This is a genomic window from Streptomyces sp. WAC 01529, from assembly GCF_003945545.1.
Lineage (GTDB): Bacteria > Actinomycetota > Actinomycetes > Streptomycetales > Streptomycetaceae > Streptomyces > Streptomyces anatolicus.
In genome coordinates, this window is the sequence record NZ_CP029617.1 from 1,635,834 (window position 1) to 1,659,015 (window position 23,182).

Sequence of the window (23,182 nt, forward strand, 5' to 3'; positions counted from 1 at the left end):
CCGCTCCAGGCCAGGGGCGTGCCGCGCCGCCGTGGCGGGCCGCCCCACCCGGACGGAGGCTCAGCGGCTCAGATCTTGAGCCGCTGCCCCGGCACGATCACGTGCGGATCACCGCCGATGACCGCCCGGTTGGCCCCGTACACCCGCTGCCAGCTGCTTCCGTGCCGGGCCGCGATGGCGCTGAGGGTGTCACCCGACTGGACGGTGTAGTCCCCGGAGGCACCCCGCGAGGCCCCTCGGGCGGCACGCCCGGCCCCACTGTCGCGCTGCCCCTCGCCGGCCTTCGGCGCGGGCTTCACCACCTTGGGCGCGGACTTGGGCGCGGACTTGGGCACCGGCGCCGCCGCGGACGGCGCGCTGCCGTACGCCCCGGCCCGGGCCGAGCAGGTGGGCCACGCGCCCCATCCCTGGGCGCGCTGCACCTTGGTGGCGACGGCGATCTGCTGCGCCTTGGACGCCTTGTCGGCGGTGGCCGCGTAGGCCCCTCCGCCGAAGGCGCGCCAGGTGCTCGCGGAGAACTGCAGCCCTCCGTAGTAGCCGTTGCCCGTGTTGATCTGCCAGTTGCCGCCGCTCTCGCACCGTGCGATGCGGTCCCACACTCCGCCGTCGGCCGCGGCGGCCTCGCCGGTCGCGGCGAGCAGCCCCAGCGGGGCGAAGAGCGCGGCCCCTCCGATCACTGCCGTCGTGCGAATGCGCTGGGAACGTGCGGTCATGGATTTCCCTCTCGAAGGACCCGGGCTCCCCCGGCCGTACGGCCCCCTCACGCGTCCGGCGCCTGGGTTCCGTCCGGCCCGCCCGCCGGTGTCGGTGCTGTGCTCGGTCGAAGCTGGCTGTGCGACCGGCGGACGTACCCGAGCGGTGCTCGCTGCACACGGCGGTGGAATCTAGGAGCCCGCTCGCCCCGGTATCAACCGACTCCTTGTCATTCCAGGCCAGTTGCGCGTTACCGCGAGTATCGGCGAGTTTCGGCCACCCACTTCATTCGCTGATATCCGTATTTATCAACCACCGAGACCGGTGATCTGTGACTCACCTCACCGCACCAACGCGCCTGTGACGCCCGCCTGTTGGCGCGGAGTGACAGATTCCGGCGCCCGGCTCACCCTCCGCTGCGGATGGTTCGATTCCGTTCGCCTTCATCCGTGACTTGCGCCACTGATCCACCGTTGTCTTCTTATGAGCCGGGCACCGAACGGCTCGCCACACCCTCCCCAAGCACCCCACGTGACGATCCCGAGGAGCCACCCGTGCCGCGCATGCTCGACGTCAGCGACGACGTTCGCGCCGAGATCGGCGACGAAGAAGCCGACCGGCTGCTCGCCGGAGAGAACACCCCGGGCAGCTACGACTGCACGTCGTGCCGTACGCCGGGCGACTCCGAGCAGGAGCGCACCAGCACGGTCCTGTTCATCGGCGACGAGACCGCCGTACTCGCCTTCGCCCACGCCACCTGCCTGCCCTCCCAGATCGTCACGGTCTCCGAGGAGCAGCTCCAGGGCGCCGTGCGGTCCATCACCGGCGACGAGGCCGAAGGCGCCGCCGACACCGCCGGTCAGGCCGTCCTCGGCGTGACCAGCGGCCTGGTCCTGATCGAGGGCGAGCTGCGCCCCGCGCTCGTCGTCGAGCCCACCGGCCCCATCGCCCGGCCGGGCGCGGCACCCGGCGGAGGCGACGAGTTCCTGCCGCTCCTGATCGAGCAGGGCTTCATGCCGACGCCCTCCCTCGACGGCGCCCCGCCCGTGCTGCACGGCTGGTCGGTGCTGCTCGCCATGGGCCAGCTGCACGCCATCCTCCAGCCCGGCACGGCCGGCGGCTCCCCCGTCGCCTGGTGGCAGGCCCACCAGCCGCTCCAGGTCACCGACGCCTGGCGGGCCGCGGCGAACAAGACGCAGAGCGTGGTGCTCTTCGCCGCGCCCGCGGGCGCCATCGGCCGCCAGCCGCGCGAGGACCTGCTGCGCGACGCCCTGGACAAGACGGCGGCCCGCGGACAGCTCGTCGCGTGCACGCTGCCGCTCGCCGGTACCTGACCCGACCGGGTGCCCCGGGGCCGCCCGCCGACCGCGAAACGCGCCGGTCACGCTCCTGCCGGAGCCGGAAAGCGGCGCGGCCCCCGCATCCGTCGGGCGGCGGTTTCGTTGGCACTGACGTGCACACATACGACCCCTCCCGCCACCGGCCGACCTACCAGACCCCGATCCCGTCCATGCGCACCGCGCCGGACACCACGGGCGAGCGCTCGGCCACACCGATCTACGACACGCTGTACTCGGAGTACCGCAGGGCCTTCCGGGCCCTGCCGGGCGACCGCACCGGCGAGGAGAATCTGGGGTTCACCGCCTTCGGCACCGGGCCGTACGGCATGCAGCACCGCGGCGACGGACGGTACGACTCCCGTCCCGACCCGCGGCAGAACTCCTTCGGCCAGTTCCACGGGGGCCGCTACGGCCAGCACGACCACTACGCCACGGGCCAGCACCACGTCCCCGCGGCCCTGCCACCGGCCCCCCGCCGCGGACTGTGAGCCGGGCCGGCACCGAGCAGTGAAAATGCCCGGCCCCCGAAACCGGGGGCCGGGCATTCACGTACGTACGTACGGACCGTCGCTGTCTACTTGTCTACTTCTTGCGGCCGCGCTTCTCGCGCACCCGCACCGAGATGTGGATCGGCGTCCCCTCGAAGCCGAACTCCTCGCGCAGGCGGCGCTCCAGGAAGCGGCGGTAGCCCGCCTCGATGAAGCCCGACGCGAAGAAGACGAAGCGCGGGGGCTTCGTGCCCGCCTGGGTACCGAAGAGGATGCGGGGCTGCTTGCCGCCGCGGACCGGGTGCGGGTGCGAGGCGACGATCTCGCCGAGGAACGCGTTCAGGCGGCCGGTCGGCACGCGCGTCTCCCAGCCCTCGATAGCCGTCTCGATCGCCGGGACGAGCTTCTCCATGTGCCGGCCCGTGGCGGCCGAGACATTGACGCGCGGCGCCCAGGCGACCTGGGCCAGCTCGGTCTCGATCTCCCGCTCCAGGTAGTAGCGGCGCTCCTCGTCGAGGGTGTCCCACTTGTTGTACGCCACCACGATCGCGCGGCCCGCCTCGACGGCCATCGTCACGATGCGCTGGTCCTGGACCGAGATGCTCTCGGAGGCGTCGACGAGGATCACCGCGACCTCCGCCTTCTCGACGGCGGCGGCGGTGCGCAGCGAGGCGTAGTAGTCGGCGCCCTGCTGGAGGTGGACGCGCTTGCGGATGCCCGCCGTGTCGACGAACTTCCAGGTGACGCCGCCCAGCTCGATCAGCTCGTCGACCGGGTCGCGGGTGGTGCCCGCCAGTTCGTTGACGACCACGCGGTCCTCGTTCGCCACCTTGTTGAGCAGCGAGGACTTGCCCACGTTCGGGCGGCCGATGAGCGCGATGCGGCGTGGGCCGCCGATGGCCGTGCCGAAGGTCTGCTCGGGCGCCTCGGGCAGCGCGTCCAGGACGGCGTCCAGCATGTCGCCGGTGCCGCGGCCGTGCAGCGCGGAGACGGGGTGCGGCTCGCCGAGGCCGAGGGCCCACAGGGCGGTGGCGTCGGCCTCGCCGGAGGGGCCGTCGACCTTGTTGGCGCACAGGACGACGGGCTTGCCCGCCTTGCGCAGGAGGCGCACGACGGCCTCGTCGGTGTCGGTGGCGCCGACCGTGGCGTCGACGACGAAGACCACGGCGTCGGCGGCCTCGATGGCGTACTCCGCCTGGGCGGCGACGGACGCGTCGATGCCGAGGACGTCCTGCTCCCAGCCGCCGGTGTCGACGAGCTTGAAGCGGCGGCCCGCCCACTCGGCCTCGTACGTGACGCGGTCGCGGGTCACGCCGGGGCGGTCCTCCACGACGGCCTCGCGGCGGCCGATGATGCGGTTCACCAGTGTCGACTTGCCGACGTTCGGGCGGCCGATGACGGCGAGGACGGGCAGCGGGCCGTGGCCCACCTCCTCGATGGCACCCTCGACATCCTCGATGTCGAAGCCCTCTTCGGCGGCGAGCTCCATGAACTGCGCGTACTCGGCGTCGCCGAGCGCCCCGTGGTCGTGCTCGGCGAAGCCGTCGCCCTCGGGCTGGATCTGGTCGCTCATGAAGTCCGTACCTCGTCGTTCATCGTGGTGATCGGTGCGCCGGTCTTTCGACGGCCGGTGCACTACTTGATAAGTCTCGCTCAGCGCCCGGTCAGGCGCCTGGCGTTTTCCAGGTGGGCGGAGAGCCGCTCCTGGATGCGCACGGTCGCCTCGTCCAGCGCCTTGCGCGTGCGCCGGCCGCTGCCGTCGCCCGCTTCGAACGGGTCGCCGAAGACGACGTCGACCCTGCTGCGCAGCGGGGGCAGCTGCTTTATCAGCCGTCCACGCCGGTCAGTGCTTCCCAGCACCGCGACCGGGACGATCGGGGCGCCCGAGCGCACCGCGAAGTACGCGAGCCCGGCGCGCAGCGAGGCGAAGTCGCCCTCGCCCCGGGTGCCCTCCGGGAAGATCCCGAGGACGCCGCCCTGCTCCAGGACGCCGAGCGCCCTGGTGATGGCCGTCCGGTCGGCGACCGAGCGGTCCACCTCGACCTGGCCGATGGCGCCCAAAAAGGGGCCGAGCGGGCCGATGAACGCCTCCTTCTTGATCAGGAAGTGCGTCGGCCGGGGCGCGACGCCCATGACCATCGGGCCGTCCACGTTGTGCGAGTGGTTGACGGCGAGGATCACGGGGCCGTGTGCGGGCACCCGCCAGGAGCCGAGGACGCGCGGCTTGAACAGGCCGTACATGAGGCCGACGCCGATCCGGCGGCCGACCTCGGCACCGCGCTCGGAAGCGCCCCGCCCAGCTGCACCTTGGGTCACTTGGCGGCCCGCTTCTCCTCGACGAGGGTGACGACGCACTCGATGACCTGCTGGAGCGTGAGTTCGGTGGTGTCGACCTCGACGGCGTCGTCGGCCTTGGCCAGCGGGGACGTCTTGCGGCTCGAGTCGGCCGCGTCCCGCTTGATCAGAGCCTCCTGGGTCGCCTTGACGTCGGCGCCCTTCAGCTCGCCGGAGCGGCGGGCGGCGCGCGCCTCGGGGGAGGCGGTGAGGAAGATCTTCAGGTCGGCGTCGGGCAGCACGGTCGTGCCGATGTCACGGCCCTCGACGACGATGCCCTTCTCGGCCGATCGGGCGATGGTCCGCTGCAGCTCGGTGATGAGGGCGCGCACCTCGGGGACGGCGCTGACCGCGCTGACCTTGGAGGTCACGTCGGTGGTGCGGATCGGCCCCGCGACGTCCGTGCCGTCGACCGTGATGGTCGGGGCGGCCGGGTCGGTGCCGGAGACGATCTCGGGCTTGCCCGCGACGGCGGCGATCGCGCTCGGGTCGGTGAGGTCGATGCCGTTGTGCACCATCCACCAGGTGATCGCGCGGTACTGGGCGCCGGTGTCCAGGTAGCTGAGGCCGAGCTGGGCGGCGACGGCCTTGGACGTGCTCGACTTGCCCGTGCCGGAGGGCCCGTCGATGGCGACGATCACTGCTGCCGGGGCGGCGGTTGCTGCGGTTTCCACGGGGGGCGGGCACCTTTCGCGGTACGCGGGGCGGGGAGCGGGACGCGAACACGCCCCGCACAAGGTTACTGGCTCGCGCACGCTGCCCTTACAGCCCCTTCGGCGGCCCCCGGCCGAGGCCGCTCCGGCGCGATCGCCCGCCGGCTGATCGAATCGCCTACTGCCGGATCGACCAGCCGCGTTCCCGCAGCGCCGCGCTGAGCACGGCCGCCGCCTTCGGCTCGACCATGAGCTGCACGAGGCCCGCCTGCTGGCCGGTGGCGTGTTCGATGCGGACGTCCTCGATGTTGACGCCCGCGCGGTCCGCGTCGGCGAAGATGCGGGCGAGCTGGCCGGCCTTGTCGTCGATGAGCACCGCGACGATCTCGTACGCGGCCGGGGCGGTGCCGTGCTTGCCGGGCACCCGGGTCTGGCCCGCGTTGCCGCGCCGCAGCATGCTCTCGACGCCCGCCGCGCCCTCGGTCCGCTTCTCCTCGTCGGCGGACTGCAACGCGCGCAGGGCGGTCACGGTCTCGTCCAGGTCGCCGGCGACCTGGGCCAGCAGGTCGGCGACCGGGCCGGGGTTGGCGGAGAGGATGTCGATCCACATCCGGGGGTCGGAGGCGGCGATCCGTGTGACGTCGCGGATGCCCTGGCCACACAGGCGTACGGCGGCCTCCTCGGCGTTCTCCAGGCGGGCCGCGACCATGCTGGAGACCAAGTGCGGCATGTGGGAGACGAGGGCGACCGCGCGGTCGTGGGCGTCGGCGTCCATGACGACGGGCACGGCGCGGCAGAGCGCGACGAGCTCCAGGGCGAGGTTGAGCACCTCGGTGTCGGTGTCACGGGTCGGGGTGAGCACCCAGGGCCGCCCCTCGAAGAGGTCGGCGGTGGCGGCGAGCGGGCCGCTGCGCTCGCGTCCGGACATGGGGTGCGTACCGATGTACGGGGCGAGGTCGAGGCCGAGCGCCTCGAGGTCGCGGCGCGGGCCGCCCTTGACGCTCGCCACGTCGAGGTAGGCGCGGGCGGCGCCGCGCCGCATGGCGTCGGCCAGGGTGGCGGCGACGTGCGCGGGCGGTACGGCGACGACGCACAGGTCGACAAGTCCCTCAGGGGATTCGTCGGTACCGGCGCCGAGCGCGGCGGCGGTGCGGGCCTGCGCCGGGTCGTGGTCGGCGAGGTGGACGGTGACGCCGCGGGAGGCGAGGGCGAGGGCGGCGGAGGTGCCGATCAGGCCGGTGCCGATGACGAGGGCGGTTCTCACTGGGCGATGTCCTTGCGGAGTGCGGCGGCGGCACCGAGGTAGACGTGCGCGATCTCGGAGCGGGGGCGGTCGGTGTCGATGTGCGCGAGGACGCGGACGACGCGGGGCATGGCGCCCTCGACGTCCAGTTCCTGCGCGCAGATCAGCGGTACGTCGGCGAGCCCGATCCCGAGGCCGCGGGCGGCGGCCGCCGGGAAGTCGGAGTGCAGGTCGGGGGTGGCGGTGAACCAGATGCTGATCAGGTCCTCCCCGGTCAGCGCGTTGCGCTCCAGGATGGCGGTGAGCAGCGCGCTGACCTGCTCGCGCATGTGCCCGGCCTCGTCCCGCTCCAGTTGGACGGCGCCCCGGACCGCTCGTACCGCCACAGTGCTGCTCCTCGCTCGCGTACGTATGACTGTTGTACGGCAAGCGTAGTCAGCGCCCGTCGCGGGAGCGCGCGGCGCCCGTCTGCCGAGACGGGGCGCCGCGCGCCGCGCCGGGCAGGGGCCGGGCCCGCCGCCCGGGCGATCTCGTTCGCGGCCTGCCCGGGAGAGGCTCCGGCCTCCCCGGCGGCTGGTCCGGCGCCACTCGGTCCGGCGCCTCGGGAACAATGTCGCGCCATCGGGAGCCGGTCGCCACTCGGGCCGGACGGGGGCCTCGCGGGAGCGGGCCCTGCCACCGCGCGATCGGGCCCGCCGGAAATTCGCACGACCTCGCCCGGAGGGCGCCGTACGCTCCCGGCATGCCCGCCGATGACCTCGTACGCGACCACGCGCTCTCCTCGTGTGACCTCGTTCGCGACCACACGATCTACTCCTGCGTGATGGGCTCGCGCGCCTTCGGTCTGGCCACGGAGGGCAGCGACACCGACCGCAGGGGCGTCTTCCTCGCGCCCACCGCGCTGTTCTGGCGCTTCGAGAAGCCGCCCACGCACCTCGACGGGCCCGCGGACGAGCAGTTCAGCTGGGAGCTGGAGCGCTTCTGCGCGCTCGCGCTGCGCGCCAATCCGAACATCCTGGAGTGTCTGCACTCCCCGCACGTCGAGCACGTCACGGAGACCGGCCGCGAGCTGCTCGCGCTGCGTGAGGCGTTCCTCTCCCGCCGGGTCCACGACACCTTCACCGGCTACGCGCTCGGCCAGCGCAGGAAGCTGGACGCGGACCTGCGCGTCCATGGCGCGCCCCGCTGGAAGCACGCCATGCACCTGCTGCGCCTGCTCCTGTCCTGCCGTGACCTGCTGCGCACCGGCAGGCTGACGATCGACGTCGGCGACCAGCGGGAGCCGCTCCTCGCGGTCAAGCGCGGCGAGGTCCCGTGGCCGGAGGTGGAGGCGTGGATGGACCGTCTCGCGGCCGAGGCGCGGGAGGCGGCCCCCGACAGCCCCCTGCCCGCCGAACCGGACCGGGAGCGGATCTCGGACTTCCTCTTCCGGGTACGGCGGGCCTCGGCCCTGGCGGCCTGAGCCGGTTCGGTTCAGGCGTCCCAGAGCGCCCCGAACCCCAGCAGCTCGTCCCGGTGCTCGACGCGCCCGGTCCAGTCGGCGGGCCACGCGTCGGCGCCGAGGTGGGCGCCCGCGAAGGCCCCGGTCAGGCAGGCGATCGAGTCGGAGTCGCCCGAGGTGCAGGCGGCGCGGCGCAGTGCGGTGACGGGCTCGTCGACGAACATCAGGAAGCAGAGCAGGCCGGTGGTGAGCGCCTCCTCGGCGATCCAGCCCGCGCCGGTGGCCAGGCAGGGGTCGGTCTCCGGGTTGGCGTGCCGCAGCGCGGCCTCCAGGCGCTCCAGGACGGCCAGGCACTCGTCCCAGCCGTGGGCGATGAACCGCTCCGGCGACGAGGCCCGGGAGCGGGACCACAGGTCGCCGAGCCACGCCTCGCGGTAGTGGGTGCGGTTCTCCAGGGCGTACGAGCGCAGGAGGCCGACCAGGCCCATCGGCTCCGCGCCGCGGGCCAGCAGCCGCACCGCGTACGCCGTGAGGTCGCTGGCGGCGAGCGCCGTGGGGTGGCCGTGGGTGAGCGCGGACTGCAGCTGGGCGGCGCCCGCGCGCACGTCGTCGTCGGCGCCGGGCAGCAGTCCGAGCGGGGCGACCCGCATGTTGGCGCCGCAGCCCTTGGAGTGCGGCTGACTCGCGTCCCGCCAGTCCCGCTCCTCGTCGGCGAGCAGCTCGCAGGCCCGGATGCAGGTGGCGCCCGGGGCGCGGTCGTTGTCCGGTGACTCGTTCCAGGCGACGAACTCGCGGCGGGCGAGGTGAGCGAAGCGCTCCGGGCCGCACAAGCCGCGCTCGGCGGCGGTCTTGAGGGCCCGGCTGAGCGCCAGCGTCATCTGCGTGTCATCCGTGATGTACGCGGGCCTCGGCAGCTCCATCTCCCGCCAGGGCCCGCACTTGGCGAGGATCGACGGCACGTCGTCGAACTCGGCGGGGAAACCCAGCGCGTCCCCGAGGGCGAGGCCCAGCAGGGATCCCGTGGCGGCGCGCTTCATGAGGACGTTCCTTCCGAGGCGGGGCGCAGCAGGGGCGGGTGGAGGGCGGTCGCGGTGCCCGCCCGGAAGAGCGCCGCGGGCTTGCCGCGTCCGCCGGTCAGCCGCGCCGCGCCGGGGACCGCCTCGACGAGCCCGGCGGTGTTGACGACCTTGCGCCGGAAGTTGGCGGGGTCGAGTTCGGCGCCCCACACCGCCTCGTAGACCTGGCGCAGCTCGCCGAGGGTGAACTCGGGGGCGCAGAAGGCGGTGGCGAGCCCGGTGTACTCCAGCTTGGCGCCGACCCGGTCGTGGGCGTCGGCGAGGATCCGGTCGTGGTCGAAGGCGAGCGGCCGGTAGGTCGCCGGGCTGTAGGGCAGCCAGGCCGCGCGGGCCGCGTCGCCTCCCCCGCGCACGTCCGGCGGGTCGGCGACGAGCGCCGCGAACGCCACGGAGACGACCCGCATGCGCGGATCGCGGTCCGGTTCGCTGTAGGTGCGCACCTGCTCCAGGTGGAGCCCGCTGACGTCCGCGAGCCCGGTCTCCTCGGCCAGCTCGCGCTGGGCCGCGCCCTCGGCGGACTCGTCGGGCAGCACGAATCCGCCGGGCAGCGCCCAGCGCCCCGCGTACGGCTCCTGGCCGCGCTCGACGAGCAGCACGTGCAGCGCGCCCTCGCGGATGGTGAACACCGCGAGGTCGACGGTGACGGCGAACGGCTCGTAGGCGTGTTTGTCGTAGGCGTACGTATCGCAGGTCTCGGACACAGGCATGCCCGCCCACCCCCTTTAATAGTCACCGAGACTATAAAGCGGGCGGACGGGCGGCCACAAGCCCTGCGGGCCGGTGAGGCCTACAGGTCGACTTCCTTCATCAACATGCCGACCTCCGTGTTCGAAAGGCGCCGCAGCCAGCCGGACTTCTGGTCGCCCAGGGTGATCGGCCCGAAGGCGACCCGCACCAGCTTGTCGACGGGGAAGCCCGCCTCGGCGAGCATGCGCCGCACGATGTGCTTGCGGCCCTCGTGGAGGGTGACCTCGACCAGGTAGTTCTTGCCGGTCTGCTCGACGACGCGGAAGTGGTCCGCGCGGGCGTAGCCGTCCTCGAGCTGGATGCCGTCCTTGAGCTGCTTGCCCAGGTCACGCGGGATCGGGCCCACGATGTGCGCGAGGTAGACCTTCTTCACGCCGTACTTGGGGTGGGTCAGGCGGTGCGCCAGCTCGCCGTGGTTGGTGAGCAGGATGACGCCCTCGGTCTCGGTGTCGAGCCGCCCCACGTGGAACAGGCGCGTCTCGCGGTTGGTCACGTAGTCACCGAGGCACTGGCGGCCCTCGGTGTCCTCCATGGTGGAGACGACACCGGCGGGCTTGTTCAGCGCGAAGAACTGGTACGACTGCGTGGCCACCGTCAGGCCGTCGACCTTGATCTCGTCCTTCTCGGGGTCGACGCGCATCCCCTGCTCGACGACGATCTCGCCGTTGACCTCGACGCGGGCCTCGTCGACCAACTCCTCGCAGGCGCGGCGCGAGCCGTAACCCGCGCGGGCCAGCACCTTCTGGAGCCGCTCGCCCTCCTGCTCGGCGCCGGGGAAGGTCTTGGGGAGGTTCACCTTGGGCTTGCCCGCGTACCGCTCGCGGTTGCGCTCCTCCTGCCGGGTGTCGAACTCACGGGAGGTCGCGGGGGCGCCGCGACGGCTGCCGCGGGCTCCGGTGCCCTGGGAGGTGCGGGGGCCGCCCTTGGCGCCGCCGCGCGCGGCCGCGCCGCGGCCCTTCCTCGCCGCGGACCCGAAGACCGCGTCGGAGCCGCCCACGTCATAGCGACGCTCCTCGGGGCGCGGCTTGCTCGGCCTGCTGGGCTTGTCGTCGCGCTTGTCGTCGCGCTTGTCGTCGCGCCTGTCGCCCGGCCTGCCGCCGCCCTGCCTGTCGTCGCGGCTGTTACCGGCACCCCGGTAATTGCCGCGGCCACCGCTGCTGCCACGGCCGCCGCTGTTGCCACCACGGCTCCCGCCGTTGTTTCCGCTGCTGTTCTTGCCGTTGCTGCTTCGCATCAAAAGTTCCGTCTAGTCGACTGTGCTCTGGGTGTACTCGTACCCCGGCGCATCGGGTGCGTCCGGGTCGAACGACAAAGCGCCCTCCTGGCTCTCGGCCTCGATCGCGTCCGCCTCGGGGAGGAAGGGCGCGAGCTCCGGCAGCTCGTCCAGGCCGCGCAGGCCCATCCGCTCCAGGAAGTAGTTCGTCGTCCTGTACAGGATCGCACCTGTTTCGGGTTCCGCGCCCGCCTCCTCCACCAGACCCCTCTGGAGAAGGGTGCGCATCACGCCGTCGCAGTTCACCCCGCGCACCGCGGAGACCCGCGAACGGCTGACCGGCTGGCGGTACGCGACGACCGCGAGGGTCTCCAGAGCCGCCTGGGTGAGCCGCGCCTGCTGCCCGTCGAGCACGAAGCCCTCCACGGCGGCGGCGTACTCGGGGCGCGTGTAGAACCGCCAGCCGCCCGCGACAAGGCGCAGCTCGAAGCCCCGCCGCTGCACGGTGTACTCGTCGGCGAGAGCGCGCAGCGCGTCGGCGACCTCGCGCCGAGGTCGCTGGAGGATCCTCGCCAGGTGTTCCTCGGTGGCCGGCTCGTCGACGACCATCAGGACGGCCTCCAGCGCGGGCCGCAGCTCAAGGTCGGCGACGGCGCCCGCCAGGGCTCCCGCGGGGTGCTCGCTCACGCCTTCTCCTCCATCGGCTCGGGGGCCCGGTCGAACTCGTCGGTCACGGTCGGCTCACCGGCGCCGTCCCCGCCCGTCCAGCGGACCATCAGCTCCCCCAGGGGGTCCTCCTGGTCCAGGGCGACGGCCTTCTCGCGGTACAGCTCCAGCAGGGCGAGGAAGCGGGCGACGACGGTCAGGGTGTCCCCCGCGTCCTCCACGAGCACCCGGAAGCTGGCCTCGCCCTGCTCCCGCAGCCGGGCGACGACGAGAGCGGCCTGCTCCCGCACGGACACCAGCGGGGCGTGGATGTGGTCGACGTACACCTGCGGCTTCGCGCGGGGCCGCATCGCCTTCACGGCGAGCTTGGCGAACCCCTCGGCGCCGATGCTGATGACCACTTCCGGCAGCAGCTCGGCGTGGTGCGGCTCGAGGCCCACGGTGCGCGGATAGCGCCGCGCCTCCTCCTCCAGCCGCCCGCTGAAGATGTCCGCGATCTGCTTGTACGCGCGGTACTGCAACAAGCGCGCGAAGAGCAGGTCCCGCGCTTCGAGCAGCGCCAGGTCGGCCTCGTCCTCGACCTCGGCGGTGGGCAGCAGCCGTGCCGCCTTGAGGTCGAGCAGGGTGGCGGCGACCACCAGGAACTCGGTCGTCTGATCGAGGTCCCAGTCGGCCCCCATGGCCCGGATGTGCGCCATGAACTCGTCGGTCACCCTGGAGAGCGCGACCTCGGTGACGTCCAGCTTGTGCTTGGCGATCAGCTGGAGCAGCAGGTCGAAGGGCCCTTCGAAGTTCGCGAGCCGGACCTTGAACCGCCCGTCGTCGGGCTCGGCCGGGGGTTCGGCCACGGGCTCGGGCTCCGCGGGAGCCGCCCCCGGTCCCCGCCCCAAGGCGCGGCGGCGGGCGGCGGGCGGTGCGGGGTCGTCGTTCGTGGCCATCAGGCGGGAAGGCTACCCCTTAGCGCCCGCGCAACCGTCGTACGAGAATGCTCGCGTCCCCGCGCGACTCCAGATCGGCGAGGACGACGGCGACCGCCTCCCGCACGATCCGCCCGCGGTCGACCGCGAGGCCGTGCTCACCGCGGAGCACGAGCCGCGCGTGTTCGAGGTCCATCAGCTCCTCGGCGGAGACATACACGGTGATCTTCTCGTCGTGCCGCTCACGCCCGCTCGGCCGCCGGTTGGCCGCCCGCGCCCGCCGCCGCGCCTGCGCGGTGGAGGACCCTGATGAAGCCGACGAACCCGATGCACCGGCGGACTTGCCGCCGCCCTGGGCGGCAGAACCTTCCTGCTCCGTCTGCGCACGGCGTCCGGAGCCCTTCTCCGCGTCACCCGTGGAACGGCTGCGCGACCCGGCGCCCGACTCCGCGTCCGTGGCGGCGTGTTCGGCGGGCTCGCCGCCCTCGCCGCGCGCCGCCGCGTCCTCGGCCGCTGCGGCCCTCTCGTCGCTCTCGCCCGCCGGGGCGGGCACCCTCGCCTCGCCGTTCGCCGGGCGCCGCGGGGAGGACGACTGGAGGGCCATCCCCCCGGTCGTGCGGAACAGCTCGTCGGCCCCGGGCAGACTCACTCGGCGTGACACCGGGCGAGCACCTCCCTGGCGAGCTGGCGGTAGGCGGCCGCGCCGACCGAGTTGGAGGCGTACGTGGTGATCGGCTCACCGGCGACCGTGGTCTCCGGGAAGCGGACCGTGCGCCCGATGACCGTGTGGTAGACGTGGTCGTCGAAGGCCTCGACCACGCGCGCGAGCACCTCACGGCTGTGCACCGTGCGGGAGTCGTACATGGTCGCGAGGATGCCGTCGAGCTCCAGCTCGGGGTTGAGCCGCTCCTGGACCTTCTCGATGGTCTCCGTCAGCAGGGCCACACCGCGCAGCGCGAAGAACTCGCACTCCAGCGGCACGATCACCTTGTGAGCCGCCGTCAGGGCGTTCACGGTGAGCAGGCCGAGCGAGGGCTGGCAGTCGATCACGATGTAGTCGTAGTCCTGCATCAGCGGCTTGAGCGCCCGCTGGAGCGTGGACTCGCGCGCGACCTCGCTCACCAGCTGCACCTCGGCTGCCGACAAGTCGATGTTGCTGGGCAGCAGGTCCATGTTGGGGACCGCCGTCTTCAGGAGCACCTCGTCCGCGGACATGCCGCGCTCCATCAGGAGGTTGTAGACCGTCAGGTCCAGCTCCATCGGGTTCACCCCGAGGCCCACCGAGAGGGCGCCCTGCGGGTCGAAGTCGACGAGCAGGACCCGTCGCCCGTACTCCGCGAGGGCGGCGCCCAGGTTGATGGTCGACGTGGTCTTGCCGACGCCGCCCTTCTGGTTGCACATCGCGATGATCTTGGCCGGGCCGTGGTCGGTCAGCGGGCCCGGGATCGGGAAGTACGGCAGCGGGCGGCCGGTGGGGCCGATGCGCTCGCGGCGCTGACGGGCGGCGTCGGGCGCGAGCGTGGCCGCGTACTCCGGATCGGGTTCGTACTCGGCGTCTGGGTCGTAGAAGTGCCCCTGGGGCAGTTCCTCGTAGTCGGCGAGGTGGGTGTGGGTGTTATCGCCACTCCGGTCGCCGGCCATGGCGTTCACGTGATGGCCATCCATGCTCTGGGGTGCTGACTGTCTCGGCTGGGGGCTCTGCCGGGCTTCGAAGGTGCGGACAGCGACGGAGCCGACAGCCTCGAGCCCGACGGGTCCTTGGTCCCGCACAGGCATTCCTGGTTGACCACCCCCGGGAGCAAATGTCGACTCATTCACAAGTCGTCTTACCTCCTTGGTGACCAGGAAATTTCTCGATAGGTCAGCGTGGCACCATGCCGACGGTTGGCGACTCTATGGCGTGTCACCGCTCCGCAGCAACACAATCCGCCGGACCGGACCCGATGTGTCGGCAAAGGAACACCTCGATGTCAAGGGCATGCGGCTTGCCAACGGCACGTTTCCGGGGTGGGCGAATCGGTTAAAGGGTTACGTTCAAGGCGAGTTGAGCGTCTCCGCACGGATACGCATACGGCCGGACCCCTCTCAAGGTCCGGCCGCGGGCGTGAGATTGACGACTTTCGTTGACGAAAGTGTCCGAGACCGACCGGAGTCGGTCACCTGGGTCAGCCGAGGAGCGACTCCAGCTCAAGGTGTTCGAGGCCGTGGGCCTCGGCGACCTGCCGGTAAACGACCTTGCCGTCATGGGTGTTGAGACCCAGGGCGAGCGCGGGGTCACGGCGCAGCGCCTCGACCCAGCCGTTGTTCGCCAGCGAGACGATGTAGGGCATCGTCGCGTTGGTCAGCGCGTAGGTGGAGGTGTTGGGCACGGCGCCGGGCATGTTGGCGACGCAGTAGAAGACCGAGTTGTGGACCGGGAAGGTCGGCTCGGCGTGCGTGGTCGGGCGCGAGTCCTCGAAGCAGCCGCCCTGGTCGATCGCGATGTCGACAAGGACACTTCCCGGCTTCATGCGCGAGACCAGCTCGTTGGTGACCAGCTTCGGGGCCTTGGCGCCCGGGATGAGGACGGCACCGATGACGAGGTCGGCGTCCAGGCAGGCCTTCTCCAGCTCGAAAGAGTTGGAGATGACCGTCTGGATCTTCGTGCCGAAGATCTTGTCGGCTTCCTTGAGCTTGTTGATGTCCCTGTCGAGCAGGGTGACGTGGAAGCCCATGCCGATGGCGATCTGCGCGGCGTTCCAGCCGGAGACGCCGCCGCCGATGACGACGGCCTTGCCCGCGGCCACGCCCGGGACGCCGCCCGGCAGGACGCCGCGGCCGCCGTTGGCGGCCATCAGGTGGTAGGCGCCGACCTGCGGGGCCAGCCGGCCCGCGACCTCGGACATCGGGGCGAGCAGCGGCAGCGCGCGGTTCGCGGTCTCGACGGTCTCGTACGCGATGGCGGTCGTGCCCGACTCCAGGAGCGCGTCCGTGCACTCCTTGGACGCGGCCAGGTGCAGGTAGGTGAAGAGGGTCTGGTCCTTGCGGAGGCGGTGGTACTCCTCCGCGATGGGCTCCTTGACCTTCAGGAGCAGGTCCGCGGCGGCCCAGACCTCGTCGGCGGTGTCCAGGATCCGGGCACCGGCCGAGACGTACTCGGCGTCCGTGATCGAGGAGCCGACCCCGGCGTTCCGCTCGATGACGACCTGGTGGCCGTGGCGCACCAGCTCGTGCACACCGGCGGGGGTGATGGCCACCCGGAACTCGTTGTTCTTGACCTCGCGGGGGATGCCGACCTTCATCGTCGATCACGGTCCTTGGCTCAGGGGATTTCTCGGGCAATGCAGCACAGACCGGTGCACACGAGGGCGCAACGGGAGGCACCACGAATGTACGCGGCGGAGCCAGTCTAATGAAGGATTTCTCGCTGTCTAGCCTTTCAATACTTCAATCCTCTGCGGATGCACTACGGATTTCGTAGGCGGAAGGCGCTGCTCCACCGTTCGATTCAAGCCTCGCGGCCTCCGGGTACTCCTCTCCCAGCATGCGCTCGGCCGCGCTCCTGTGCAGCCGGGCGGCCGCCGGGTCGCCGAGCCGCTCCAGGGTGTCCGCGAGGCGCAGCTGCAACGCCGCTTGCAGGCGTACGTCGTTGGCGTGTCGCGCCCACTCGACGGCTTCCTGACAGGTACGCAGCGATTCCTCGGGCCGGCCCGCGTACTCCTGCACGCGGGCCATCTCGCTCAACGCCCTTGCCTGGGCGGCCACATCGCCACTCTTGCGGTGCCCGGTGACGGCCGAACTCCAGTTGCGCAGCGCCTCGCCGTAGCGTCCCGCGTAGGTGTGCACGGCTCCGATACGGCCGTAGAGGCGGGCGGCGTCGGCGCGCTCGCCGCGGGCCAGGCGCTGGGCCAGGGCCCTGCCGAACCAGTCGGAGGCCCGGGACCAGTCCCCCAGCTCCTGGTAGGCGCCGCCTACGGATTCCATCGCACGGCCGGTGGCGTACGGATCGTTCGCCGCGCGCCCCGCGTCCAGCGCCGCCCGGTAGCGCGCGAGCGCCTCCCGCGTGCGGCCCGTCTGGGCGTCCAGGTCCGCGAGGTTCAGCAGCGCGGCGGCCTGCTCGCGCGGCAGCTCCCGGCGCTCGGCCACGTCGAGGACAAGGCGGTGGATGCCGTAGAGGTCCGGGGCGGCCGCCTGGGTGCCGTAGTGCGCGACGAGGGCCCGGGTCAGGGCCGCCATCAGGCGCCGGGCGAGGGTGTCAAGCTCGCCGTCGGCCACCGCGAGGCGGGCCGCGGCGAGCAGTGCGGGCCGGCGGGCGGTGAGCCACTCGGCGGCGGCGCCGGGGCCTTCGAAGCGCAGGGCGCGCGGCAGTCCCGCGATCTTCTTGCGGGCGGCGGAGGCGTCCGGCTCGGTGATCGCCCGGCAGGACTGCAGCAGGCGTACGGTCCGCTCCAGCATCCGGGCGCGGGCCAGCTGAAGCTCGGCCGGGCGGTCCTGGGTCTCGGTGAGGGCCCGCAGCAGCGGCACCAGGCAGCCCGGCACCTCGTACTGCGGCAGCGGCGAGGCCACGCGCCGGACCAGTCCGAGGGCGGCGAAGTCCTCCAGCGCGGCCTTGGCCCCGGAGACCGAGCAGCCCGCGAGCGCGGAGGCGGTGTGCGGGTCGACGTGGCCCGCCGGGGCGAGGGAGAGCAGGCGCAGGACCCGCGCGGAGGGCCCGGAGAGCGAGGCGTAGGTGTGCCGGAAGACCCGGGCGAGGGGCGGGCCCTCGTCGGGCAGGTCGTGCAGCCGCTTGGCCAGATCGGCGACGGCCGCCTTGGGGCGCACGGAGAGCCAGCCCCCGGCGAGCACGAGGGCCTGCGGATGGGCGGCGCACGCCTCGACGAGGGACTCCGCGGAGCGCGGGTCGACCGTGATGCGCACGGGCCCGGCGGCGCGGGAGAGCAGTTCCACCGCGGCCGCCTTGTCGAGACCGCCGAGGGTGCACGGCCGCACGTCGGGGATGCCGGTGAGCGGGCCCTGGGAGACGGCGAGGACCAGGCAGCCGGGGGTGTCGGGGAGCAGCGCGTCGACCTGTTCGGCGTCGGCCGCGTCGTCGAGGAGCAGCAGGGCCCTGCGCTCTTTCAGCGCGTCCCTGAGCAGTGCGCAAAGGTCGTCGGCGCAGGCCCCGGCGGGGGCGGGGACGGCCAGGGCGTCGAGGAGTTCGCGGGCGGTGCGCTCGGTCGGCACCCGCTCGCCGTCGGGGTCGGTGAGGCGGGCCCGCAGCACCGCGTCGGGGTAGTCGCCCGCGAGGCGGCGCACCAGTTCCTCGGCGAGTGCGGTGCGGCCGGAGCCGGGGCGGCCCGCGATGAGCAGGACGCGGGCGCGGGGCGCCTTGCGGCCGGAGAGGGTGTCGAGTCCGGCCCGGTCGATGTCCGCGCGGAGTTCCTTCAACTCTCTGAGCCGGCCGACGAACTGATCACTTGTCGGCTCCCCAGCGGCACCGGCCGGTGGCGGCACCGCGCCGTCCGCCGCCGTACCGTCCGTGTCGACCGCCTGATCCGTCACGGGCCACGCTCCCGTCCGCCTGCGCACGAACCCGCCGGGACTTCTGGCGGGACGCTTTGAGAGCCTAGTTCAGGCCCTGCGGGGCGTCGGGACATGCGGCGCGCACAAGTCCCCCGATCGGATCAGCAGATCGTCATACCGGTACGGCTGAACGGGAGGCGGCCCCGCGGTCTCCCGGTTGCGGCCCCCGCGGTCTACGCCTCGAAGGGGCGCGCGGGCCAGGGTGCCTCGGCCGGGCGCAGCGCCTCGACGCCGTCGCCGTTCAGGGCCGCGTACAGCGAGAGCACGCCCACCACGAGGCAGTTGTTGTGCAGCTCTCCGGCGAGCACCCCGCGGATGAGTTCGTCGAGCGGTACGCGGGTCAGCTCCATGTCGGCCTCCTCCTCGAAGACCTCGAAGCGCTCCCCCTCGGCCTCGGCGAGATCGCGGGCGAGGAAGACGCGCACGGCCTCGTCGCAGCCGCCGGGGCTGGTGTAGACGTCGGTGAGCACGCGCCAGTCGCCCGCCTTGACGTGCGCCTCCTCGTACAGCTCGCGCTGCGCGGCGTGCAGGGGGTTCTCGCCGGGGACGTCGAGCAGCCCCGCGGGGATCTCCCAGAGCTTGTGGCGGACCGGGTGGCGGTACTGGCGGATGACCAGGACGCGGCCCTCGCCGTCGAGCGCGAGGACGGCCACCGAGCCGGGGTGGACCTGGTAGTCGCGGTGGACGACGGACCCGTCGGGCATGACCACGTCGTCGGTGCGCACCGATGTCTTGTTCCCGACGAAGGGGGTCTGGGTGGCGGTGACCTGCCACTCCTCGGCGGTGTCCTTGATCGTCATGTCGCCCGTTCCTCCCACACGTACAAACGAAAACCGGGGTACGCGTCCCAGCGGGACACGCACCCCGGCAACCGTATCTCCCTGGTGCTACTTGCCCGGCTTCGCGTTCGTCTTGCGCTCGACGGCCGCCTTCACCAGGCCCGCGAAGAGCGGGTGGGGGCGGGTCGGGCGGGAGCGCAGCTCCGGGTGCGCCTGGGTGGCGACCAGGTAGGGGTGCACCTCGCGGGGGTACTCGACGTACTCGACGAGCTTGCCGTCCGGGGAGGTGCCGGAGAACTGGATCCCGGCCTTCTTCTCCAGGTCGGCGCGGTAGGAGTTGTTCACCTCGTAGCGGTGGCGGTGGCGCTCCTCGACGTACTCCTTGCCGTCGTAGACCTCACGCGCGATGGAGCCCTCGGCCAGCTTGGCCGGGTACATGCCAAGGCGCATGGTGCCGCCCATGTCGCCCTCGCCGGCGACGATGTCGAGCTGCTCGGCCATGGTGGAGATCACCGGGTGGGCCGTGGCGGCGTCGAACTCCGTGGAGTTCGCGTCGGGGATGTCCGCGAGGTTGCGGGCCGCCTCGATGACGATGCACTGGAGGCCGAGGCAGATGCCGAGCAGCGGCACCTTGTTCTCGCGGGCGTAGCGGATGGCGCTGACCTTGCCGTCGACGCCGCGCTCGCCGAAGCCGCCGGGGATCAGGATCGCGTCGACGTCGCCGAGCTGCTTCTTGGCGCCCGCCGCGGTCTTGCAGTCGTCGGAGGTGACCCACTTGACCTTGACGCGGGCCTTGTTCGCGAAGCCGCCCGCGCGCATCGCCTCGGTCACCGAGAGGTAGGCGTCGGGCAGGTCGATGTACTTGCCCACGAGCGCGACGGTGACCTCGTGCTCGGGGTTGTGCACGCGGTCGAGCAGGTCGTCCCACTGCGCCCAGTCGACGTCGCGGAAGGGCAGGTCCAGCTTGCGCACGACGTAGGCGTCCAGGCCCTCGGTGTGCAGCACCTTCGGGATGTCGTAGATCGACTTGGCGTCGATGGCGGCGACCACGGCGGCCTCGTCGACGTCGCACATCAGCGAGATCTTGCGCTTGATGGCGGTCGGCACGTCACGGTCGGCGCGCAGCACGATCGCGTCGGGCTGGATGCCGATGTTCCGCAGGGCGGCGACGGAGTGCTGGGTCGGCTTGGTCTTCAGCTCGCCGGAGGGACCGATGTAGGGCAGCAGCGAGATGTGCACCACGAAGACGTTGTCCCGGCCGACCTCGTGGCGGACCTGGCGGACGGTCTCCAGGAACGGCAGCGACTCGATGTCGCCGACCGTGCCGCCGACCTCGGTGATGACGACGTCGACGTCGTCGGTGGCCATGCGGCGGATGCGGTGCTTGATCTCGTTGGTGATGTGCGGGATGACCTGGACGGTGTCGCCGAGGTACTCGCCGCGCCGCTCCTTGGCGATCACCTGGGAGTAGATCTGGCCGGTGGTCACGTTCGCGGAGCCGTCGAGGTCGACGTCGAGGAAGCGCTCGTAGTGGCCGATGTCCAGGTCGGTCTCGGCGCCGTCGTTGGTGACGAACACCTCACCGTGCTGGAAGGGGTTCATCGTGCCCGGGTCGACGTTCAGGTACGGGTCGAGCTTCTGCATCGTGACGCGCAGGCCACGCGCCTTGAGGAGCGCACCCAGGCTGGAGGCAGTCAGACCCTTGCCGAGGGAAGAGGCGACACCCCCGGTGACGAAGATGTGCTTGGTCGTCTGGGATTTGGGCTGCATGGCCAAGAGGGGGCTCCCGTGGTCGCGGTCTGGAAGGTGCGTACCGGCGGCCTCACCGGGGAATCGGGGGGAGGTGCCGTCGCTGCGGTTCGGGGGTTCTATGACCACCGGCTCACGGGCTACCAGGGTATCAGCGCCGGGAGGAGGCTGCTTCCGGCCACGCTCCGCCATCAGGCGCACACAGTGCCGTCACAGGACCCGCACGCCCCCCGATCCCCCACGGCACCGCGGCACACCGGCTCACACCCCCTCTCACCTGCCGCTCACCCGTTCGGCCGCGCCTCGTTGCCGGGAGGGGCGCGCAGATCACCAACGTGCGTCGTATCCTGCTCGGACACTCGCTGCCGAGCCCCCTCCGGCACACGGCACCACCCCGCCTTGCACCCGGAACAAGCGCTCGGCAACGATCACTTGACCGCTGACCAGTAAGTAAGCGCCCCGCGGGGCGAACGTGGCCGTTCGACTGGAGATGCACGTGGCCGGGCGCATCGAGGACTACGCACTCATCGGAGACATGCAGACCGCAGCCCTGGTCTGCCGGGACGGCACAGTCGACTGGCTGTGCCTTCCCCGCTTCGACTCCCACGCCGTTTTCGCCGGCCTGTTGGGCACCGAGGAGCACGGCTTCTGGCGCCTCGGGCCCGCCTACGCACCGGATTCGCAGCCACCCACGGCTGCTCGCCGCACCTATCGCGGCGACTCCCTGGTGCTCGAATCGGAGTGGGACACCCCCCGCGGCACCGTCCGCGTGATCGATTTCATGCCGCCGCGCGACACCGACGCCCCCCAGCTGGTGCGGATCGTCGAGGGCGTCACCGGCCGGGTGCCGATGCGCTCGGCACTGCGGATGCGTTTCAGCTACGGGCGTGTGGTGCCCTGGGTGCACAAGGTCGACGGCCGCACGGTGGCCGTCGCGGGGCCGGACTCCGTATGGCTGGATACCGACGCCGAGACCTTCGGCAAGGACCTCACCACGTACTCGGACTTCACGGTCTCGCCGGGTGAGCGGATCGCGTTCACCATCTCGTGGCAGCCCTCGCACAAGCAGCAGCCCGCCATGCCCGAGCCCGAGGCGGCGCTCACCGCCACGGAGGACTTCTGGCGTGACTGGGTCGACCACTGCACGTACCACGGGCCCTACCGGGAGGCCGTGGTCCGCTCGCTGATCACGCTGAAGGCGCTGACGTACGCGCCGACCGGCGGCATCGTCGCGGCGCCCACCACCTCGCTCCCCGAGGACATCGGGGGCTCGCGCAACTGGGACTACCGCTTCACCTGGCTGCGCGACGCGGCGATCACGCTCTCGTCGCTGCTGCGCACCGGCTACCGCGAGGAGGCCCGCGCCTGGCGCGAGTGGCTGCTGCGCGCGGTGGCGGGCGACCCGGAGAACCTCCAGATCATGTACGGCATCGCGGGCGAGCGCGAGCTGGGCGAGACGGAGCTGGACTGGCTGCCCGGATACGAGGGCTCCCAGCCGGTCCGGGCGGGCAACGGCGCCGCCCACCAGCTCCAGCTCGACGTGTACGGCGAGGTCACCGAGGCGCTGCACCTGGCGCACATGACGGGCCTGGCCCGCAACGACTACGCCTCGCTGCTCCAGCTCAAGCTGATCCGCTACCTGGAGGACCACTGGGACGAGCCGGACGAGGGCATCTGGGAGGTGCGCGGCCCGCGCCGCCACTTCGTGCACTCCAAGGTGATGGCCTGGGTCGCCGTGGACCGCACCATCAAGCTCCTGGAGTCCGGGGACGCGGACGGCCCGCTGGAGAAGTGGCGCGAGCTGCGCGACGACATCCACCGGGACGTGTGTGAGAAGGGTTACGACCCCGAGCGCAACACCTTCACACAGTCCTACGGCTCCAAGGAGCTGGACGCCTCGCTGCTGCTGATCCCGCAGATGGGCTTCCTGCCGCCCGACGACAAGCGCGTCATCGGCACCATCGAGGCGATCCAGCGGGAGCTCTCGACCTCGGACGGGTTCATCCTGCGCTATCCGACGGCCGGTGACGACGCGGGCGTGGACGGCCTGGAGGGCGACGAGGGGGCGTTCCTCGCCTGCTCGTTCTGGATGGCCGACGACCTGGCGATGATCGGCCGGGTCGACGAGGCCCGCAAGCTCTTCGAGAAGCTGCTCGCGCTCCGCAACGACCTGGGCCTGCTCGCCGAGGAGTGGGACCCGCGGCTCCAGCGCCAGGTCGGCAACTTCCCGCAGGCCTTCAGCCACGTGCCGCTGATCGACACGGCACTGCGGCTGACGGCTTCGGGGGCGTACGGCGGCTGA

At 72.1% G+C, this 23,182-nt stretch carries 21 protein-coding genes; 4 read left to right on the forward strand and 17 right to left on the reverse strand.

What is annotated here, in order from left to right:
* Positions 1-68 precede the first annotated feature (68 nt).
* Positions 69-713 (reverse strand): transglycosylase family protein, encoded by a 645-nt coding sequence (locus tag DMA15_RS07365; RefSeq protein ID WP_125511850.1) that lies wholly within the window; start codon positions 711-713, stop codon positions 69-71.
* 534 nt (positions 714-1,247) lie between these two features.
* Here DMA15_RS07365 and DMA15_RS07370 point away from each other — a divergent pair.
* Both DMA15_RS07370 and DMA15_RS07375 read left to right on the forward strand, forming a co-directional pair.
* The gene (locus DMA15_RS07370; protein ID WP_125511851.1) at positions 1,248-2,027 is read left to right on the forward strand and encodes a hypothetical protein; all 780 of its coding nucleotides are present in this window, start codon (positions 1,248-1,250) and stop codon (positions 2,025-2,027) included.
* 119 nt (positions 2,028-2,146) lie between these two features.
* Positions 2,147-2,521: a hypothetical protein gene (locus tag DMA15_RS07375; protein WP_125511852.1), complete on the forward strand. Its 375-nt coding sequence runs from the start codon at positions 2,147-2,149 to the stop codon at positions 2,519-2,521.
* A 94-nt stretch (positions 2,522-2,615) separates the two neighbouring features.
* Here DMA15_RS07375 and der read toward each other — a convergent pair whose 3' ends face one another.
* The 5 genes from der to aroH form a co-directional block, all read right to left on the reverse strand.
* The gene (gene der / locus DMA15_RS07380; protein WP_125511853.1) at positions 2,616-4,094 is read right to left on the reverse strand and encodes a ribosome biogenesis GTPase Der; all 1,479 of its coding nucleotides are present in this window, start codon (positions 4,092-4,094) and stop codon (positions 2,616-2,618) included.
* An 80-nt stretch (positions 4,095-4,174) separates the two neighbouring features.
* Positions 4,175-4,876: a lysophospholipid acyltransferase family protein gene (locus tag DMA15_RS07385; protein ID WP_206302680.1), complete on the reverse strand. Its 702-nt coding sequence runs from the start codon at positions 4,874-4,876 to the stop codon at positions 4,175-4,177.
* Positions 4,834-5,529, reverse strand: a complete 696-nt coding sequence (cmk, locus tag DMA15_RS07390) for a (d)CMP kinase (protein WP_125511854.1) — start codon at positions 5,527-5,529, stop codon at positions 4,834-4,836. The genes DMA15_RS07385 and cmk overlap by 43 nt, the downstream gene beginning before the upstream one ends.
* Before the next feature lie 157 nt (positions 5,530-5,686).
* Positions 5,687-6,772, reverse strand: coding sequence for a prephenate dehydrogenase (locus DMA15_RS07395; RefSeq protein WP_125511855.1), 1,086 nt, complete (start codon positions 6,770-6,772; stop codon positions 5,687-5,689).
* Complete coding sequence (aroH, locus tag DMA15_RS07400; protein ID WP_125511856.1) at positions 6,769-7,137, reverse strand: chorismate mutase; 369 nt, start codon at positions 7,135-7,137, stop codon at positions 6,769-6,771. Before aroH ends, DMA15_RS07395 begins: the two co-directional genes overlap by 4 nt.
* 356 nt (positions 7,138-7,493) lie before the next feature.
* Between aroH and DMA15_RS07405 the strand changes: the two genes are divergently transcribed.
* The gene (locus DMA15_RS07405; RefSeq protein ID WP_125511857.1) at positions 7,494-8,213 is read left to right on the forward strand and encodes a nucleotidyltransferase domain-containing protein; all 720 of its coding nucleotides are present in this window, start codon (positions 7,494-7,496) and stop codon (positions 8,211-8,213) included.
* Positions 8,214-8,224: 11 nt separating this feature from the next.
* On the opposite strand, the gene DMA15_RS07410 is transcribed toward DMA15_RS07405, so the two are convergent.
* The 11 genes from DMA15_RS07410 to DMA15_RS07460 form a co-directional block, all read right to left on the reverse strand.
* Positions 8,225-9,229 carry an ADP-ribosylglycohydrolase family protein gene (locus DMA15_RS07410; RefSeq protein ID WP_125511858.1) on the reverse strand — a complete coding sequence of 335 codons (1,005 nt, stop codon included), beginning with the start codon at positions 9,227-9,229 and terminating at the stop codon, positions 8,225-8,227.
* Positions 9,226-9,975: an NUDIX domain-containing protein gene (locus tag DMA15_RS07415; RefSeq protein WP_125511859.1), complete on the reverse strand. Its 750-nt coding sequence runs from the start codon at positions 9,973-9,975 to the stop codon at positions 9,226-9,228. Before DMA15_RS07415 ends, DMA15_RS07410 begins: the two co-directional genes overlap by 4 nt.
* An 80-nt stretch (positions 9,976-10,055) precedes the next feature.
* On the reverse strand, positions 10,056-11,249 hold the full coding sequence (locus DMA15_RS07420; protein WP_125511860.1) for a pseudouridine synthase: 1,194 nt from the start codon (positions 11,247-11,249) through the stop codon (positions 10,056-10,058).
* Positions 11,250-11,261: 12 nt separating this feature from the next.
* A complete protein-coding gene (scpB, locus tag DMA15_RS07425; RefSeq protein WP_125511861.1) occupies positions 11,262-11,915 on the reverse strand; it encodes an SMC-Scp complex subunit ScpB in 654 nt (217 codons plus the stop codon).
* The gene (locus tag DMA15_RS07430) at positions 11,912-12,832 is read right to left on the reverse strand and encodes a segregation/condensation protein A (RefSeq protein WP_125511862.1); all 921 of its coding nucleotides are present in this window, start codon (positions 12,830-12,832) and stop codon (positions 11,912-11,914) included. The genes scpB and DMA15_RS07430 overlap by 4 nt, the downstream gene beginning before the upstream one ends.
* Before the next feature lie 19 nt (positions 12,833-12,851).
* Positions 12,852-13,472 carry a hypothetical protein gene (locus DMA15_RS07435; RefSeq protein WP_125511863.1) on the reverse strand — a complete coding sequence of 207 codons (621 nt, stop codon included), beginning with the start codon at positions 13,470-13,472 and terminating at the stop codon, positions 12,852-12,854.
* Positions 13,457-14,587: a ParA family protein gene (locus tag DMA15_RS37935; protein WP_125511864.1), complete on the reverse strand. Its 1,131-nt coding sequence runs from the start codon at positions 14,585-14,587 to the stop codon at positions 13,457-13,459. The genes DMA15_RS07435 and DMA15_RS37935 overlap by 16 nt, the downstream gene beginning before the upstream one ends.
* A 389-nt stretch (positions 14,588-14,976) precedes the next feature.
* Entirely contained in the window at positions 14,977-16,092 is a 1,116-nt protein-coding gene (gene ald / locus DMA15_RS07445; protein ID WP_125511865.1) for an alanine dehydrogenase, read from the reverse strand.
* 145 nt (positions 16,093-16,237) lie between these two features.
* Positions 16,238-18,217, reverse strand: a complete 1,980-nt coding sequence (locus DMA15_RS07450; protein WP_240660171.1) for a tetratricopeptide repeat protein — start codon at positions 18,215-18,217, stop codon at positions 16,238-16,240.
* A 308-nt stretch (positions 18,218-18,525) separates the two neighbouring features.
* A complete protein-coding gene (locus tag DMA15_RS07455; RefSeq protein ID WP_125511866.1) occupies positions 18,526-19,152 on the reverse strand; it encodes an NUDIX hydrolase in 627 nt (208 codons plus the stop codon).
* Positions 19,153-19,239: 87 nt separating this feature from the next.
* Positions 19,240-20,901: a CTP synthase gene (locus tag DMA15_RS07460; protein WP_125511867.1), complete on the reverse strand. Its 1,662-nt coding sequence runs from the start codon at positions 20,899-20,901 to the stop codon at positions 19,240-19,242.
* A 469-nt stretch (positions 20,902-21,370) separates the two neighbouring features.
* Between DMA15_RS07460 and DMA15_RS07465 the strand changes: the two genes are divergently transcribed.
* Positions 21,371-23,182: a glycoside hydrolase family 15 protein gene (locus tag DMA15_RS07465; protein ID WP_125517392.1), complete on the forward strand. Its 1,812-nt coding sequence runs from the start codon at positions 21,371-21,373 to the stop codon at positions 23,180-23,182.

What these genes read in the sequence shown, in the direction of transcription:
- ald (WP_125511865.1), bottom strand. Translation starts at nt 16,092, where the DNA reads ATGAAGGTCGGCATCCCCCGCGAGGTCAAGAACAACGAGTTCCGGGTG.
- DMA15_RS07410 (WP_125511858.1), bottom strand. Translation starts at nt 9,229, where the DNA reads ATGAAGCGCGCCGCCACGGGATCCCTGCTGGGCCTCGCCCTCGGGGAC.
- DMA15_RS07415 (WP_125511859.1), bottom strand. Translation starts at nt 9,975, where the DNA reads ATGCCTGTGTCCGAGACCTGCGATACGTACGCCTACGACAAACACGCC.
- DMA15_RS07460 (WP_125511867.1), bottom strand. Translation starts at nt 20,901, where the DNA reads ATGCAGCCCAAATCCCAGACGACCAAGCACATCTTCGTCACCGGGGGT.
- DMA15_RS07465 (WP_125517392.1), top strand. Translation starts at nt 21,371, where the DNA reads ATGCACGTGGCCGGGCGCATCGAGGACTACGCACTCATCGGAGACATG.
- DMA15_RS07430 (WP_125511862.1), bottom strand. Translation starts at nt 12,832, where the DNA reads ATGGCCACGAACGACGACCCCGCACCGCCCGCCGCCCGCCGCCGCGCC.
- DMA15_RS37935 (WP_125511864.1), bottom strand. Translation starts at nt 14,587, where the DNA reads ATGCCTGTGCGGGACCAAGGACCCGTCGGGCTCGAGGCTGTCGGCTCC.
- DMA15_RS07420 (WP_125511860.1), bottom strand. Translation starts at nt 11,249, where the DNA reads ATGCGAAGCAGCAACGGCAAGAACAGCAGCGGAAACAACGGCGGGAGC.
- DMA15_RS07455 (WP_125511866.1), bottom strand. Translation starts at nt 19,152, where the DNA reads ATGACGATCAAGGACACCGCCGAGGAGTGGCAGGTCACCGCCACCCAG.
- der (WP_125511853.1), bottom strand. Translation starts at nt 4,094, where the DNA reads ATGAGCGACCAGATCCAGCCCGAGGGCGACGGCTTCGCCGAGCACGAC.
- DMA15_RS07365 (WP_125511850.1), bottom strand. Translation starts at nt 713, where the DNA reads ATGACCGCACGTTCCCAGCGCATTCGCACGACGGCAGTGATCGGAGGG.
- DMA15_RS07405 (WP_125511857.1), top strand. Translation starts at nt 7,494, where the DNA reads ATGCCCGCCGATGACCTCGTACGCGACCACGCGCTCTCCTCGTGTGAC.